Below are 13,589 nucleotides of genomic sequence, written 5' to 3'. Positions count from 1 at the left end.
TTTCTCATATTTGACAACGTTTTGGCGACTTCCTTATCGAAGTCGTTCTTACACGAATTGTGTAAGAAAAAGCCCTTCTTAAAAGGGCCTTTTTTATTTCATGCAAACATCCCTGCAATTGCAGCGCTCAATAAATTTGCTAATGTACCAGCTATGATAGACTTCACACCAAATTTAGCAATGTCGCCTCGCCGATTCGGTGCCATCCCACCAAGACCACCAAGTAAAATGGCTACGGAAGAAAGGTTGGCAAATCCGCACAATGCGAATGTAATCATCGCTGTTGTTTTCTCTGAAAGCTTTCCCATTTGCGGAGCAAAGTCCGTAAACGCCACAAACTCATTTAAAATTAATTTTTCCCCAATAAACCCTCCTGCGGTAATTGCTTCTGTCCACGGTACCCCAATAGCAAACGCAAGTGGCGAAAAAATATATCCCAATATAAGTTGTAATGATAAATTAGAATAACCGAACAGACCGCCGATTCCACCTACAATTCCATTTAAAAGAGCAATGACAGCAATAAAAGCAATCAGCATTGCGCCTACATTTAAAGCGAGTGATAATCCATCAGCTGCCCCGCGTGCTGCTGCATCAATTACGTTAGTTGGCTTTTTACGCTCATCTTTTTCATCCTCTTTCGAAATCGTGCACACTTCTTTCTTTTCTGTTTCGGGGAACAATAATTTTGCCATAATAAGCCCAGCTGGCGCTGCCATTACGCTTGCTGCTAATAAAAATTTAAGCGGCACACCTAGTGCAGCATATCCAAATAGAGTTGAGCCTGATACTGACGCTAATCCCCCAACCATTACAGCAAATAGTTCGGACTTCGTTAAATGCGGCATATACGGACGAATGACAAGCGGCGCTTCCGTCTGTCCTAAAAAAATATTTGCCGCTGCAGATAATGATTCTGATTGACTTGTTCCTAATAGCTTTGCTAAAGCTCCTCCAATACTCCGAACCATCCATTGCATAATTCCCAAGTGATATAAAATCGCAATAACTGAAGATAGAAAAATTAAAATTGGGAGTACACGAAACGCAAAAACAAATCCCGCCATTTTCGTTGGATCTCCTAAATTACCAAATAAAAATAATATTCCAGCATTCGCAAAATCCATGATTCTTTGAACAAACTGTGTTACTTTCTCTAATACACTTCGACCAAAGTCCCACTCTAGCACGATAAAACCAAACAATACTTGAATCGCAAGTCCACCAAATACAGTACGCAATGAGATTGCACGTTTGTTATTTGAAAGCAAATATCCAATAAAAAGAATAACGATAATGCCAATTACTCCCCAAATAATATTCATTTTGTCACCTCACAGCTTCAAATTCTTTGTTAGCATTTCCTCCAAATAAATTTTTACTCCTCATGAAATAAGTGACAAAACAAAAGGTGTTACATCGCTGTAACACCTTAAAACATTGGATTTTCTTCCAAATAATCATATATATTTTTCACAAGTTCTTCTACTGTAGTACCCTGTACAACTTCACCATTTACAAGCGCAAATGGTCCCTCAAAGCAAATACCACAATAGCCAAGGCAACCGTATTCCATAACATCTAAGTTTGGATCTTTTTCTAGCTCTTCAAACGCTGCTTGTGAACCACTCGCAAGGTTACCTACGCAAAATTCGATTAATGGTTTAACCAACAAACTCCCCCCTATAACTGTTCAAATCATTCTATCAGAAGAAAATGCTGCCATTTCTTGTTGTATTCATTACACTAACTAAACCATTGATTGGGTATACTGTTTTATTTCAAATCAATTGGTAAATCGCAACAGCTTATCCCACTTTTCTTCTTATTGTACAACAGAGTGCTCATTCATGCATTGTTATTTGTTCACAAATTCGATATAATTTGAGTGAGTAAAGTCAAAATATTTTTTCAATATACAATTTTATGATTAGGGGATATTTCAACAGAAAAGGGGTAATCCATCATGAAACACCTCGTGTTATTGGGTGGTGGCTACGGTGGAATGAGAATTCTACAGCGGCTTCTTCCAAACAATCAGCTTCCAGATGATGTCCAAGTGACATTAATCGACAAGGTACCATACCATTGTTTTAAGACAGAATACTATGCATTAGTGGCGGGGACAATTTCAGAAACTCATATTCGCATTCCGTTTCCAGAGCATCCACGCCTCAACATTCAATATGGAACTGTAACGAATGTTGACCTTGAAAACAAAAGCGTTCATCTCGATGGCGGTGAAGAAATTCAATATGATGATTTAATTATCGGGCTTGGCTGTGAAGACAAATATCACAATGTTCCAGGGGCAAAGGAATATACACACAGTCTACAATCCATTGAACAAACACGTAAAACGTACGAACAATTAAACAGCTTAGAACCAAATGCAACAGTAGCGGTTGTTGGTGCTGGATTAAGCGGTGTTGAAGTAGCAAGTGAACTCCGCGAAAGTCGTCCTGATTTAACAATTTACTTATTCGATCGAAAAGAACGCATTTTATTCCCGTTTCCAGAGAAATTAAGTAGATACGTAGAAAAATGGTTCATAAAACATAAAGTTACCATTATACGGAACTCTAATATTACGAAAGTAGAGCCCAACATTGTGTACAACCATGACGAACCGCTTCCTTGTGACGCAATTGTATGGACAGCTGGCATTCAAGCTAATGAAGTTGTTCGAAACCTTCCCGTCGAACATGATAGTAGCGGACGGGTTATATTAACAAAATATCACAATATTCCGAATAACGAGCATGTATATGTTGTAGGTGATTGTGCATCGCTTCCACATGCCCCTTCTGCACAATTAGCTGAAGGGCAAGGCGAACAGATTGTCCAAATATTGCTGAAACGTTGGAATAATGAGCCACTTCCTGACGAGCTACCTGTTATTAAATTAAAAGGAGTTCTCGGCTCTCTTGGTAAAAAACACGGTTTCGGCTTATTGGCAAATCAACCGCTAATGGGACGCGTGCCAAGACTACTAAAATCCGGTATTCTCTGGATGTATAAATATCATAACGGGTAAAGAGAAAAACAAGAGTTTTTAGCTCTTGTTTTTCTTCTTTCTTCACAATTATATTTTTTTAACAAATTGAGACTTTAATTTCATTGCTCCGAAACCATCAATTTTACAGTCAATATCATGATCACCATCAACAAGACGGATATTCTTTACTTTTGTACCAATTTTAATAACAGATGACGTTCCTTTCACCTTTAAATCTTTAATAACAGATACAGAATCACCATCTTGCAAAACATTTCCATTCGCATCTTTTACAACTTTCACATCTTCTGCTTCCGATTCTAAATTCCACTCATGTGTACATTCTGGGCATACAAAAAGAGCTCCATCTTCATATGTATACTCCGAATTACATTTTGGACAATTTGGTACATTAGACATAATTTTCTTTCCTCCAATTTATCATTCTCAATTCTTGTACAAAAATTCTTTTCCATTTCTTATGGATAACTGCGTGAGAATCGCTACTAAAAATTTGAAATGAATTGTATATAAGAATTTCCTATATTTTTATATACTGCCATAGTCTCCTCGTAATAACAACCCTTCCTTACCTTCTCATTTTTATCCTATTTTAAACAAACCTTGTGAAAATCTCTAAGTATCAATATCCAAATAATGGATAACATAATAGTGAATTATTACAATTGTATATAATGGAGGTCTATGTGATGTATTATGTAAAATTAATTAAAGGGCAATCCTTCTATGCTTTTAATCATCGTTTTTTATTAGATCAAGAGGAAAAAGTAACACAAAGAATTTTTAAATATCTATGTAAAAATGAATGTTTTGAAGTGCGTACAGAGGAAGAAGCTTCTTCTCCTTCCTGAAACAAGGATGACACGATTTTCAGTTATATAATTCGTACAAAAAAACGCTTGAGTTTTGCCAAGCGTTTTTTTGTTTTCATTACTAAAAAAAGATTATCATTCATCTATCGTTTCGATTCTATAATACGACAACGCTTATTCATTAAAAATCATTATTCATTGCGATTACTTTCATAACCTTCTTCCATTTTATATTCTAAAATATCTCCAGGTTGGCATTCTAATGCTTTGCAAATTGCCTCTAAAGTTGAAAACCGAATTGCTTTTGCTTTTCCATTTTTTAATATGGAAAGGTTAGCCATTGTAATCCCAACCTTCTCTGAAAGTTCTGTTACACTCATTTTTCTTTTAGCTAGCATCACATCAATATTGATTATAATTGCCATATTATTCACCTCAAACCGTTAAATCATTTTCTGTCTTTATATCTACAGCATTTTTTAATAGCTTTTGAAGAACAGCAGCAAAAACTGCGATAACCGTTGAAGTAAAAATAATGACCAATCCAATTAATATAATGCCAGGGGCATCATCTCTCTCCGCAATGAGATAGAAGAGTGGCAGACCTATCACATACAAGCTACTAATTGTAATAGCACAGTTCTTTATATTCTTTAAAGCTCTTACAGATAATTCCGAGAACGCTTCATTCCGATCAATATATTGCAAAAGTTTGAAAGCTTGATACAAAGCAAAGTAAAAAGGAATCGCCGCTGCATACAAATCAATTAGAACGAGATATTTCATATAAACAATATCTGGATACAATTCTGCTGCAAAATTCCCTATCTTAGGTACTAAAAATATACATAAAGCAAAAATTGGAATACCGATAAGAATAACAGCTATTTTTAAAAAGAATGTTTCTCGTTTCATAGACAGCACCTCTCTTATTGATTGCAAATTTGATTTTAACACATTTTTATCGTTTTACAATAAATTTTTATTTATTAACATTATTTTTTTATTATTATATAAAAAGAGCATTTCTTTATCATAAGAAATGCTCTTTGACTTTGAATCATTGAACCGGTACGAATTTAATAAAATCAATATCATCTCTCATATTGACAATAGCTGATTTCACTCTATTACTTAGAGTATGCAGAGAAACGAAACTACCTACTATTTGTATACATCTTTTTTCTCTTCCAATTTCTTTTTACATAGTTCAATCGTACTAACCAAATACTGCCGCGTCATCTTTGCTCTTCTCCATATGGAAATCATCCGCCTTTCTCCCGCATTCCTTCTTATACGTCCAACCTCCCAGAATAAGGGCTTCCATTTTTCAGAAGAAGACCTCATCATATATTGCAACCCTTCATCTTTTGAAACAATTCTTTTTTGCTCGAGAGTAACAACTATACGCCCCATTGTCACAATAGCTGATTCTACCCATTCCCCACTAAGAAATAAATAAGGACGCGATATTTTTTCACTCCAATATTTCTCTACATTATATTTCATCGTTCTTTGAACATCGCTCCATGATGGGTGAAAAGGAAGTTCCTTTGCCTCCAGTCCCGTAACAGTAATTCCTTGATTCTTTAACGTCCACCACGTCACTGCATTTATATCCCAGTGTCCTATGTTTATTTTTCCATTTGCGCAGTACATATACTCTTCTATCTCCTCATTTCTTTTTCCTAAATCAGCGACAGAAATATACATACCATCCATTCGTTTTCCAAGCTTATGCTTACTGAGGGTTTTATGCAATTTCTTTATTTGAAATTGCATATCTTCCTCCATCCTTTTGCTTGTTACTGTAATAAAATCAATATCACTTGTCGCATAGCAAAATGCACCTAACGCAACGGAACCGTACACATATACTCCTACCAGTTCTTCATCTAACAATATTTCTTGTAGCCTACTTACATATTGTGCCATTAACTCTTTTACTTCTTCTGGTACTTCTTGCTTCACGATATCTATTTCTCACACCGCCTTCAATATTTTTCCTTTTATAGTTATTAAAAAAACCTTTGCATTCACAAAGGCTTTTCAATTGATAAATATTTCTCAATCTCTTCATATACATCTTTCAAACGAGGATTTCCTTCTCCAACGATTTCTCCGTTGACAACAACAACTGGATAAAATAAATCTTCTTCAATAACGCGCTCTGCAAAAGCTTTCTTCTCTGCATCTTCTTGCTCTTCTTGAATATCGATGTATTCAAATTTAAATTGATCTTCTTTTCCTTCATACTTACGACCAATTGCTGCTTGCAACCACTCAAACGTTTCCGTTGAAGATGGCATTCCAACGCAGCTTGCACAAATCACTTTTGCACCATACACTTGAACATGAATCATTCTTTTTTCCCCCTAACTTCCTGTTCTAACAGTATATTCAGATGCCTTAACTACATAAGCGCATCACTTTACAAGTTCATACTATACCCCTATACTGAAAAAACACATTGTAAACATGATTACACATTTCGACAATAAAACAAGAACAGAAAAAATAGATTTTCCCCTGTATCTTGATTATAATAAAATGGATGAAAGGAGTCGATAAAAATGGAAAACCCAAACATGCAAGAACAAGTACTAGAAGTATTAGATAAATTACGTCCGTTCTTACTTCGCGATGGCGGTGACGTTGAATTAGTAGATATTGAAGATGGTATCGTAAAACTACGCCTTATGGGTGCATGCGGAAGCTGCCCAAGTTCTACAATTACATTAAAAGCTGGTATCGAACGCGCACTACTAGAAGAAGTACCAGGCGTAATCGAAGTAGAGCAAGTATTTTAATTGCAAAGCGAAGGCGGCTTGCTCAGAATCTCCTCAAAAAAGAGACCAAATCCGGTCTCTTTTTTGTATTTTTTCGGAAAAACAAATGGTAATTGAAATTATATCGACGATTCGACCTAAAATATCGACGCAACTTGCAATTTATCGGCGATTTAACCTAAAATATCGGCGGTTCGACACAACTTATCGACCGCTCGACAAATAATGACACCCTTTTCTCACCGTAATATGTAGAATCAAACAGAGGTCTCTGTTTGATTCTACGATAACCAATCTAATTTGCGAATCCCTAACTTATTAACAGGTAATCGAAAAAATTCATAAAAATGCTTCATAAATTGCTCTGAACGGTTCATATCGTGTAAAATGTCTTCTAAGCGATCTCTGTATACACTTTTATACTCTTCATTATCTGTTTGATAGTAACTTTCTACTGTTTCAAAGTATTGGAGCGGGAACAGTAAACGTGCAAATAATAAACGCCAACCAAAAGAAGATAACGAATAATTTCGTTCATACTCGGAAATAAATTGAACAATTAGTCGTTCCGAATCTTTCTTTTTCTCTGTTATTATAGAGCGCATCCATTCTGCTATATCTCTAGTTGGATGATCATATACCCAATCAATAGGAATTTTTAATCGATTCGTTTGTTGCCATAATAAAGGTGTAAATCTTTCTTGGCAAATCGTTGCGGAATCAGAAAGCTGTGGTGTGTCATCTATCTCTGTATCAACAACATATTGAATAGCATTTTCAGCAATTCCTAAATAATAAGGGAATGATTCAATAAACAATTGATCAAATACATCTGAAGGATGATTCATCACCTGTGATTGCCAAAAACGCTCTAATTGATCAAGTCTCTTTTCCCATAGCGATTTCCATTCACCAATGCGGCTTAATTTATCAATTTCCTCTGGGAAAAAGGCACCGCGTTTATGAAATAATGAAAGTTCACTTCCTAATGGAGTAGCATGTCGTTCAAGCAAGCGTATCCCTTTTAATAAACAATAATTTTTCTCTTCTATTTCACTTACATAGTAACCGTGTATCGTTGGAACGAAAGTTGCAACAGTAATATCCCCTTGCTGGTTCATATAATCACTGAGCTTTTTCATTTCAACAAGTACTTCCTCTTCCATATTTCCAATCGGAAGAAGTACATAAATTTTATTACGAATCCAAAAACTTTTATAGGGGCCAAGGGGAATTAATTCTTTGACATGCATTTGATAATGCTCATAAATATGCTGAATCATCATAGTCGCCACCTATGTTTTTTCTATATATATATGAGCTTGTGCTCGCCTTTCATGCCTATGCACATGATAAAGCTAAGAAACGTATACAAATAATAAAAAGAAAAAAAGGTGATAAACATGAAAGAATCAAATCAACTACAAGAAAAAGCATTACAACTTTTACAAGAGCGCGGTGTAACAATCGATGACATTGCTGAACTCGTTCATTTTCTTCAAAAAAAGTACCATCCTAATTTAGAGATGGAAGAATGTCGTTACAATGTAGAACGTGTATTATCAAAACGTGAAGTTCAAAATGCCCTTATTACAGGAATTGAATTAGATATCCTTGCTGAAAAAGGTCTATTAAGTGAACCGTTGCAAGATATTGTAAAGCGCGATGAAGGATTATACGGAATTGATGAAGTGATCGCACTTTCTATCGTGAACGTCTATGGCTCTATTGGCTTCACAAATTTTGGATATATCGATAAATTAAAACCAGGTATTTTAGAATACTTAAATGATAAATCAACTGGAAAAGTTAATACATTTCTTGATGATATCGTTGGAGGTATTGCTGCGGCTGCTTCTAGTCGTTTGGCACACCGAGCTGAGCATGCTGAGTAAAGGGAAAGAACCTCTCTTCTAGTTCAAAACAGAAGGAGGTTCTTTTTTAAATTTACATATATTACAAGTTGTTATATACTCCTTGTAAAAAGGGGTGGGTTGAAATGACTCGTAAACAAGTCTTTTCTTTATTTTCCCTACCGCTTGCATTCATTAGTAACACTTATTTTTATGGACACTGCATCTCACTCCATCATTAGAAGCGACTCTAATTATATGTAGCTTTTTATCCATTATTTTAACATTCATTGGTGAAAAAGGATTTGTTCGTACAATAGCTAGAGTATGGTCTATCGCCATACTATCTTACATTATTTTCTTCGGTTATATTATCCGGCTGATTTGGAATGGACCATAAGCAGGAGCTTCTTTTCTCTACTCATCAATACTGCTTGCTGTTTAAATTCAGTATTTTTATATAATAGCCCTTTAACACTTAACTGTATTCCAGCCTGAAAAAATCTTTTTCCTCGTAAAACCGAAAATAATCCATGACATTGCATACATTTCCTATCACCAGCCTCATTCTTATATCATTACATTTTACTTTTATTTTTAGATACATGTATCATATATGTAATTGTGCATAAAAAACAGGCAACCATTTAGTTACCTGTCTCTCATTACATTTTCTCAATCCACTCCGTCAAGTTATGCACAACATGCGTTGGTTGCACTTCATAATCTTTTAATTTTTCCACAGTTGTGACTCCAGTGTGGACAAGAAGCGTATCCATATCAGCATTTATCCCTGCTAATATGTCGGTATCGTAGTTATCCCCAACCATGATTGCCTCTTCTTTCGTCACATCAAGTACTTTCAAGGCTTGTTCCATAATAATGGATTCTGGTTTCCCAATAAAGATTGGATCTACACCTGTGGATACTGCTACAACAGATGTTAGTGAACCGTTCCCGGGTAGTAACCCTCGCTCAGTCGGAATAGCAATGTCTCCGTTTGTAGAAATAAACGTTGCGCCATTACGCACAGCAAGACAAGCTTTTGCTAATTTTTCATATGTGATGTCGCGGTCTAAACCAACAACGACGAAATCAGGATTTTCATCCACAAGTTCAAATCCTTTTTCCACAAGAGCATCGTGTAAACCTTCTTCACCAATCATGTATACAGTTGCATCTTGTTTCCGTTCATAAATGAAGTTCGCTGTTGCCATACTCGTTGTAAATACTTGTTCTGGTTCAGCTGGAATATCGAAACGAACCAGTTTTTCAGCAACTTGTGCCGGTTTTCGCGTTGAATTATTCGTTACAAATAAATATGGAATGCCATGCTCTTGTAATGCTTTTACAAAATCACTTGCTTCTTCAATTTGTTCTTCACCGCGATACATCGTACCATCTAAGTCAATTAAATAGCCTTTGTACATCTATTCTGTCTCTCCTTTTATAATAGCGTCCATACCTTTCCTATATTACCCTCTTTTCTAAAAGAAAAAAACGCTTTACCCTAAAGCGTCTCATAACATTTATTTTTTCTCTTGAATTCGATAGGAGCAATTGCAGTCCCCATCACACATATTGGTTAATATCCTTACATCCGCTTCAGAAAACAATTGTTTGTACATATCTTTTTCATCTTCACATAACTGCGGAAATTTTTCTGCAATGGCCATTAATGGACAATTTTGTTTTTTCAAGATAAACGATTGTTCATCTTCTTGTTCCACTTGTACCATATAACCATTTTTCTCTTGAATTGCAGCTACCTCTTGCAATTTATATGCCAAATTCCCTTTTCCATTCACTCGTTTTTGAAGATGCTCTTTCATTCTGTTTGTTCGTGCTTTCAATATTTGCCGAAGTAGCTCTTCATTACCACTGCTCGCTAAATCTTTCAGCATATCGATTGCAAATTGCTTATATTCTTTCGGAAATGTATCTTCTCCTTTTTGACTAAGACCGTATAAATATGTCGGTCGTCCAACATGTTGTCTTACCATTTTGGAATCAATCAGTTGCTCTTTCTCGAGTTTACTTAAATGGCGACGTACTGCCATTTCCGTAATGTCCAATGACTTTGCTAACTCCGCAACAGTGTGCTCCCCATTGATTTTTAAAAGCTGTACAATTTCTTCTTTTGTTGTACGCGTTTCCCCCATTTCTTTTTCTCACCCTTCTCCCTTTTTCTCACTATTATCTACTCATTTATTCTGCAACAAATGCAGATACAGGTCCTAATTCCTTTTCTAAATAACGACGAATATTCGCAGGATATGTTTGTACGAATGGAATCTGTCTTTGAATTGTTTCATATATTTTTTCATGATTCATTTCAATATAATCTTGCATAAGCATTTTTCGAAGAAGAATCACTTCTTTCAGTCCTTCTCCTTCCGCTCCGCTGATTACTTTTTCATCCATTAAAATATCAATAATATCTTCATAACTTCCTGGATCCCGCATAATAAATCCATCAATCATTGCATTACCAACATCTAATATACAGTCAATGATAAGATGGGACATGCGTTCTAACGCATAATATTCAAAATTTGTTTCATATATTTTTTTCTCTTGAAATGTATCTACAACTTGTTCTAAACACGTTAACATTTTCTCAATCTTTTTTCTATCTACAAAGTACATAAAAGGTCACCTACCTGGAAATTAAAGCATTTACATTTCAATTGTAACCTTTTCTTTTGAAAAAATCGACAATTTTTCGAATTCACCTTTTCCCTGTAATTTGTTATAGTTATAACTGTATGATTTTTGAAATTGGAGGAATGTCACCTTGGAACGTGAACTCGCATTAGAAATTGTCCGTGTAACAGAAGCCGCGGCATTAGCATCCGCACAATGGATGGGGCGCGGAAAAAAAAATGAAGCAGATGATGCAGCAACTACTGCTATGCGCAATATGTTTGATTCAGTAAATATGGCAGGTACTGTTGTAATTGGTGAAGGAGAGCTTGATGAAGCACCAATGTTATATATTGGTGAACAATTAGGGACAGGAAACGGTCCAGAAGTAGATATTGCCGTTGACCCATTAGAAGGTACAAATATCGTTGCAAAAGGCCTTGCAAATGCAATGGCAGTTATCGCAATTGCAGATAAAGGAAATCTTCTTCATGCTCCAGATATGTACATGGAAAAGATTGCGGTTGGTCCAAACGCAGCTGGTAAAATTAGCTTAGATGATCCAATTGAAAAAACAATTGAAATTGTAGCAGAAGCAAATAATAAAAAGATTCGTGACCTAACGGTTATCGTCCAAGAACGTGAACGTCATCAAGATATTATTGATCGTGTGCGTGCAAAAGGAGCACGTGTAAAATTATTTGGTGATGGTGACGTTGGTGCCTCTATCGCTACCGCTTTGCCAGGAACAGGAATCGACTTATTTGTCGGTATTGGAGGTGCTCCAGAAGGTGTTATCTCTGCAGCAGCATTAAAGTGTCTTGGCGGAGAAATGCAAGCGCGCTTAGTTCCAATGAATGAGGAAGAAGAGGCGCGTTGCCGTAAAATGGGACTAGAAGACCCTCGTCAACTTCTTATGTTAGAAGACTTAGTATCTGGCGAAGATGCAATCTTCTCAGCAACAGGGGTATCTGCTGGCGAGTTATTAGATGGTGTGAAATTCCTCGGCGGTGATTTAGCAGAAACATATTCTATCGTTATGCGTTATAAAACAAGAACGGTACGCTTTATTAAAACACATCACCATTTAGACCATAAGCCCCATTTAAACTTAGATATTTAAAAAGGAGCGTGCATGCAAGGTATGGAAGAACGTTTCTTTCTGTACGACGATACAGTCGCTACAAAAACTCGTTTCGTTAGCTTTATGGGAGAAAATGAACGCCATGATTTAGCGCTTTTATACTCCGATCGTCATTATGGCAAAACAATTGTCCTTGATATGCAGCGTAATAAATTCGCTATCATTGGAACTGACGATTTAAACGAACCAGGCTACTTAGAGCATGCTTTTTCTGTCTCTGAAGAAATTGCCGAAGAACTGCGCTCATTCTTATTTGAATTGATTTAATTTGAATAAAGAACCCCTCTTACTATATGTGTAAGAGGGGTTCTTTTATTTCTTTACTTTTCGTAATACAAAGTATGCACAACCAAAGTTACAATATTCGTATAGATACTCCGATACTGTGCTAATTTTCGTATCATATGTCGCACGTTGGTTACTATCATCAAAAAAGCCGCGCAATCTCAGTTGATCGTACCCCCAGTCACCAACGATATAATCATATTTATTTAAAATTTCTGCATAGCGCTCTTTAAATGCTTCTTCACGAAAACCGTCACGATAGTCTTGAATTACTTCGTATTGAACATTATTAATGCTCACCGTAGCATGAATCTCTTGCTTTTGCTCCATCATTAACTCCCTTTCTAAGCATTCTTCTTTTTATCGTATCACAAAGGCTTACAACCAACAATTTCAAATACAAAAAATTGAAAAGTAGTAAATGCTATAAAGAAGGAGGTGATACATCATGAAAAGACAAATGTTTCTTTCGTTTCTCACCCTTTCTTTATTTGCAGGATGCCAAGTAGCAAATAAAGCTGAAATGGAACGTGAGGAGGGAAGCCGTATTCTTGTTTCCGATAAAAATGACATGTATCATTCAGAAAATACAAATACAAAACTTACAAGAGTTGGCTATTCTTCTAAACAAAAGCATGAAGTATCCAACAATCAGGTAGGTAGTATAAATCGGGAGAAAGTCGCTGAAATGATTACAAGTATGGCTGTGAAACTTCCCGACGTAACAAATGCTGCTACACTTGTAACTGACGATGAAGTATTCGTTGTATATCGTGCAAACACAACTAATCATAAGCTTGTGACAGATCAAGTATACCGAACAGCTTTGTCCGTCGTTCCTCGCTATTATAAAGCATATGTCTCAACAGACCAAAAGTTGATTTCTCAAATTCAAGGACTTCAATCTGGTCAATTAAACGATACTGAATATGAACAAAGTATTACTATGTTAAAGCGTGAAATGAGCAAAAATCCACATTTAAACAATACACAAAATGAGACATTAAATGATATGATTAAAAAATAAAAATAGAGGATGCC

The 13,589-nt window shown here is 35.8% G+C and carries 19 protein-coding genes; 7 read left to right on the top strand and 12 right to left on the bottom strand.

The genetic code is table 11. The features are described 5' to 3' along the window. Positions 1 to 98: 98 nt before the first annotated feature. Complete coding sequence (locus tag MR056_RS15810; RefSeq protein ID WP_012096000.1) at positions 99 to 1,325, bottom strand: NupC/NupG family nucleoside CNT transporter; 1,227 nt, start codon at positions 1,323 to 1,325, stop codon at positions 99 to 101. Between the two features lie 107 nt (positions 1,326 to 1,432). Next, positions 1,433 to 1,675 carry a YuzB family protein gene (locus MR056_RS15805; protein ID WP_012096001.1) on the bottom strand — a complete coding sequence of 81 codons (243 nt, stop codon included), beginning with the start codon at positions 1,673 to 1,675 and terminating at the stop codon, positions 1,433 to 1,435. Positions 1,676 to 1,966: 291 nt separating this feature from the next. Between MR056_RS15805 and MR056_RS15800 the strand changes: the two genes are divergently transcribed. Then, entirely contained in the window at positions 1,967 to 3,037 is a 1,071-nt protein-coding gene (locus tag MR056_RS15800) for an NAD(P)/FAD-dependent oxidoreductase (RefSeq protein WP_012096002.1), read from the top strand. A gap of 48 nt (positions 3,038 to 3,085) precedes the next feature. Here the strand turns inward: MR056_RS15800 and MR056_RS15795 are convergent, their stop codons facing one another. After that, positions 3,086 to 3,418: a zinc ribbon domain-containing protein YjdM gene (locus MR056_RS15795; protein WP_012096003.1), complete on the bottom strand. Its 333-nt coding sequence runs from the start codon at positions 3,416 to 3,418 to the stop codon at positions 3,086 to 3,088. A 290-nt stretch (positions 3,419 to 3,708) separates the two neighbouring features. Between MR056_RS15795 and MR056_RS15790 the strand changes: the two genes are divergently transcribed. Continuing rightward, positions 3,709 to 3,870 (top strand): YqbF domain-containing protein, encoded by a 162-nt coding sequence (locus MR056_RS15790; RefSeq protein WP_081428410.1) that lies wholly within the window; start codon positions 3,709 to 3,711, stop codon positions 3,868 to 3,870. A gap of 152 nt (positions 3,871 to 4,022) precedes the next feature. Here MR056_RS15790 and MR056_RS15785 read toward each other — a convergent pair whose 3' ends face one another. The 4 genes from MR056_RS15785 to MR056_RS15770 form a co-directional block, all read right to left on the bottom strand. After that, positions 4,023 to 4,256 carry a helix-turn-helix domain-containing protein gene (locus MR056_RS15785; protein WP_012096004.1) on the bottom strand — a complete coding sequence of 78 codons (234 nt, stop codon included), beginning with the start codon at positions 4,254 to 4,256 and terminating at the stop codon, positions 4,023 to 4,025. Positions 4,257 to 4,266: 10 nt separating this feature from the next. Further along, positions 4,267 to 4,746 (bottom strand): DUF2975 domain-containing protein, encoded by a 480-nt coding sequence (locus tag MR056_RS15780; RefSeq protein ID WP_012096005.1) that lies wholly within the window; start codon positions 4,744 to 4,746, stop codon positions 4,267 to 4,269. A 249-nt stretch (positions 4,747 to 4,995) separates the two neighbouring features. Further along, positions 4,996 to 5,766 (bottom strand): nucleotidyltransferase family protein, encoded by a 771-nt coding sequence (locus tag MR056_RS15775; RefSeq protein WP_048723211.1) that lies wholly within the window; start codon positions 5,764 to 5,766, stop codon positions 4,996 to 4,998. Between the two features lie 101 nt (positions 5,767 to 5,867). Continuing rightward, the gene (locus MR056_RS15770) at positions 5,868 to 6,194 is read right to left on the bottom strand and encodes a YuzD family protein (protein ID WP_087095518.1); all 327 of its coding nucleotides are present in this window, start codon (positions 6,192 to 6,194) and stop codon (positions 5,868 to 5,870) included. 210 nt (positions 6,195 to 6,404) lie between these two features. Here MR056_RS15770 and MR056_RS15765 point away from each other — a divergent pair, with 210 nt between their 5' ends. Then, positions 6,405 to 6,641 (top strand): NifU family protein, encoded by a 237-nt coding sequence (locus tag MR056_RS15765; protein WP_012096008.1) that lies wholly within the window; start codon positions 6,405 to 6,407, stop codon positions 6,639 to 6,641. Positions 6,642 to 6,901: 260 nt separating this feature from the next. Here the strand turns inward: MR056_RS15765 and yutH are convergent, their stop codons facing one another. Continuing rightward, positions 6,902 to 7,903 (bottom strand): spore coat putative kinase YutH, encoded by a 1,002-nt coding sequence (yutH, locus tag MR056_RS15760; protein WP_041810105.1) that lies wholly within the window; start codon positions 7,901 to 7,903, stop codon positions 6,902 to 6,904. Positions 7,904 to 8,023: 120 nt separating this feature from the next. On the opposite strand from yutH, the gene MR056_RS15755 reads away from it, so the two are divergent. Beyond that, on the top strand, positions 8,024 to 8,515 hold the full coding sequence (locus MR056_RS15755) for a phosphatidylglycerophosphatase A family protein (RefSeq protein ID WP_012096010.1): 492 nt from the start codon (positions 8,024 to 8,026) through the stop codon (positions 8,513 to 8,515). 623 nt (positions 8,516 to 9,138) lie between these two features. Here the strand turns inward: MR056_RS15755 and MR056_RS15750 are convergent. The 3 genes from MR056_RS15750 to MR056_RS15740 all read right to left on the bottom strand — a co-directional run bounded on the left by MR056_RS15750 (position 9,139) and on the right by MR056_RS15740 (position 11,122). After that, on the bottom strand, positions 9,139 to 9,903 hold the full coding sequence (locus MR056_RS15750) for a TIGR01457 family HAD-type hydrolase (RefSeq protein WP_087095519.1): 765 nt from the start codon (positions 9,901 to 9,903) through the stop codon (positions 9,139 to 9,141). Positions 9,904 to 10,002: 99 nt separating this feature from the next. After that, entirely contained in the window at positions 10,003 to 10,635 is a 633-nt protein-coding gene (locus tag MR056_RS15745) for a helix-turn-helix transcriptional regulator (protein ID WP_087099308.1), read from the bottom strand. Between the two features lie 46 nt (positions 10,636 to 10,681). Further along, positions 10,682 to 11,122, bottom strand: coding sequence for a DUF86 domain-containing protein (locus MR056_RS15740; protein WP_012096014.1), 441 nt, complete (start codon positions 11,120 to 11,122; stop codon positions 10,682 to 10,684). Positions 11,123 to 11,270: 148 nt separating this feature from the next. On the opposite strand from MR056_RS15740, the gene glpX reads away from it, so the two are divergent. Next, on the top strand, positions 11,271 to 12,242 hold the full coding sequence (gene glpX / locus MR056_RS15735; RefSeq protein ID WP_012096015.1) for a class II fructose-bisphosphatase: 972 nt from the start codon (positions 11,271 to 11,273) through the stop codon (positions 12,240 to 12,242). A 21-nt stretch (positions 12,243 to 12,263) separates the two neighbouring features. Beyond that, entirely contained in the window at positions 12,264 to 12,530 is a 267-nt protein-coding gene (locus MR056_RS15730; protein ID WP_041810600.1) for a DUF3055 domain-containing protein, read from the top strand. A 45-nt stretch (positions 12,531 to 12,575) separates the two neighbouring features. Here the strand turns inward: MR056_RS15730 and MR056_RS15725 are convergent, their stop codons facing one another. Further along, on the bottom strand, positions 12,576 to 12,878 hold the full coding sequence (locus tag MR056_RS15725; RefSeq protein WP_012096017.1) for a YutD family protein: 303 nt from the start codon (positions 12,876 to 12,878) through the stop codon (positions 12,576 to 12,578). A gap of 118 nt (positions 12,879 to 12,996) precedes the next feature. Here MR056_RS15725 and MR056_RS15720 point away from each other — a divergent pair, with 118 nt between their 5' ends. Then, positions 12,997 to 13,575 (top strand): YhcN/YlaJ family sporulation lipoprotein, encoded by a 579-nt coding sequence (locus tag MR056_RS15720; protein WP_012096018.1) that lies wholly within the window; start codon positions 12,997 to 12,999, stop codon positions 13,573 to 13,575. The last annotated feature ends 14 nt before the right edge of the window (positions 13,576 to 13,589 follow it).

Source organism: Bacillus cereus group sp. BfR-BA-01360 (assembly GCF_022663595.1).
GTDB lineage: Bacteria > Bacillota > Bacilli > Bacillales > Bacillaceae_G > Bacillus_A > Bacillus_A cytotoxicus.
Note: the sequence above shows the minus strand (reverse complement) of the source record. Positions and strands in the feature narration are given on the sequence as shown.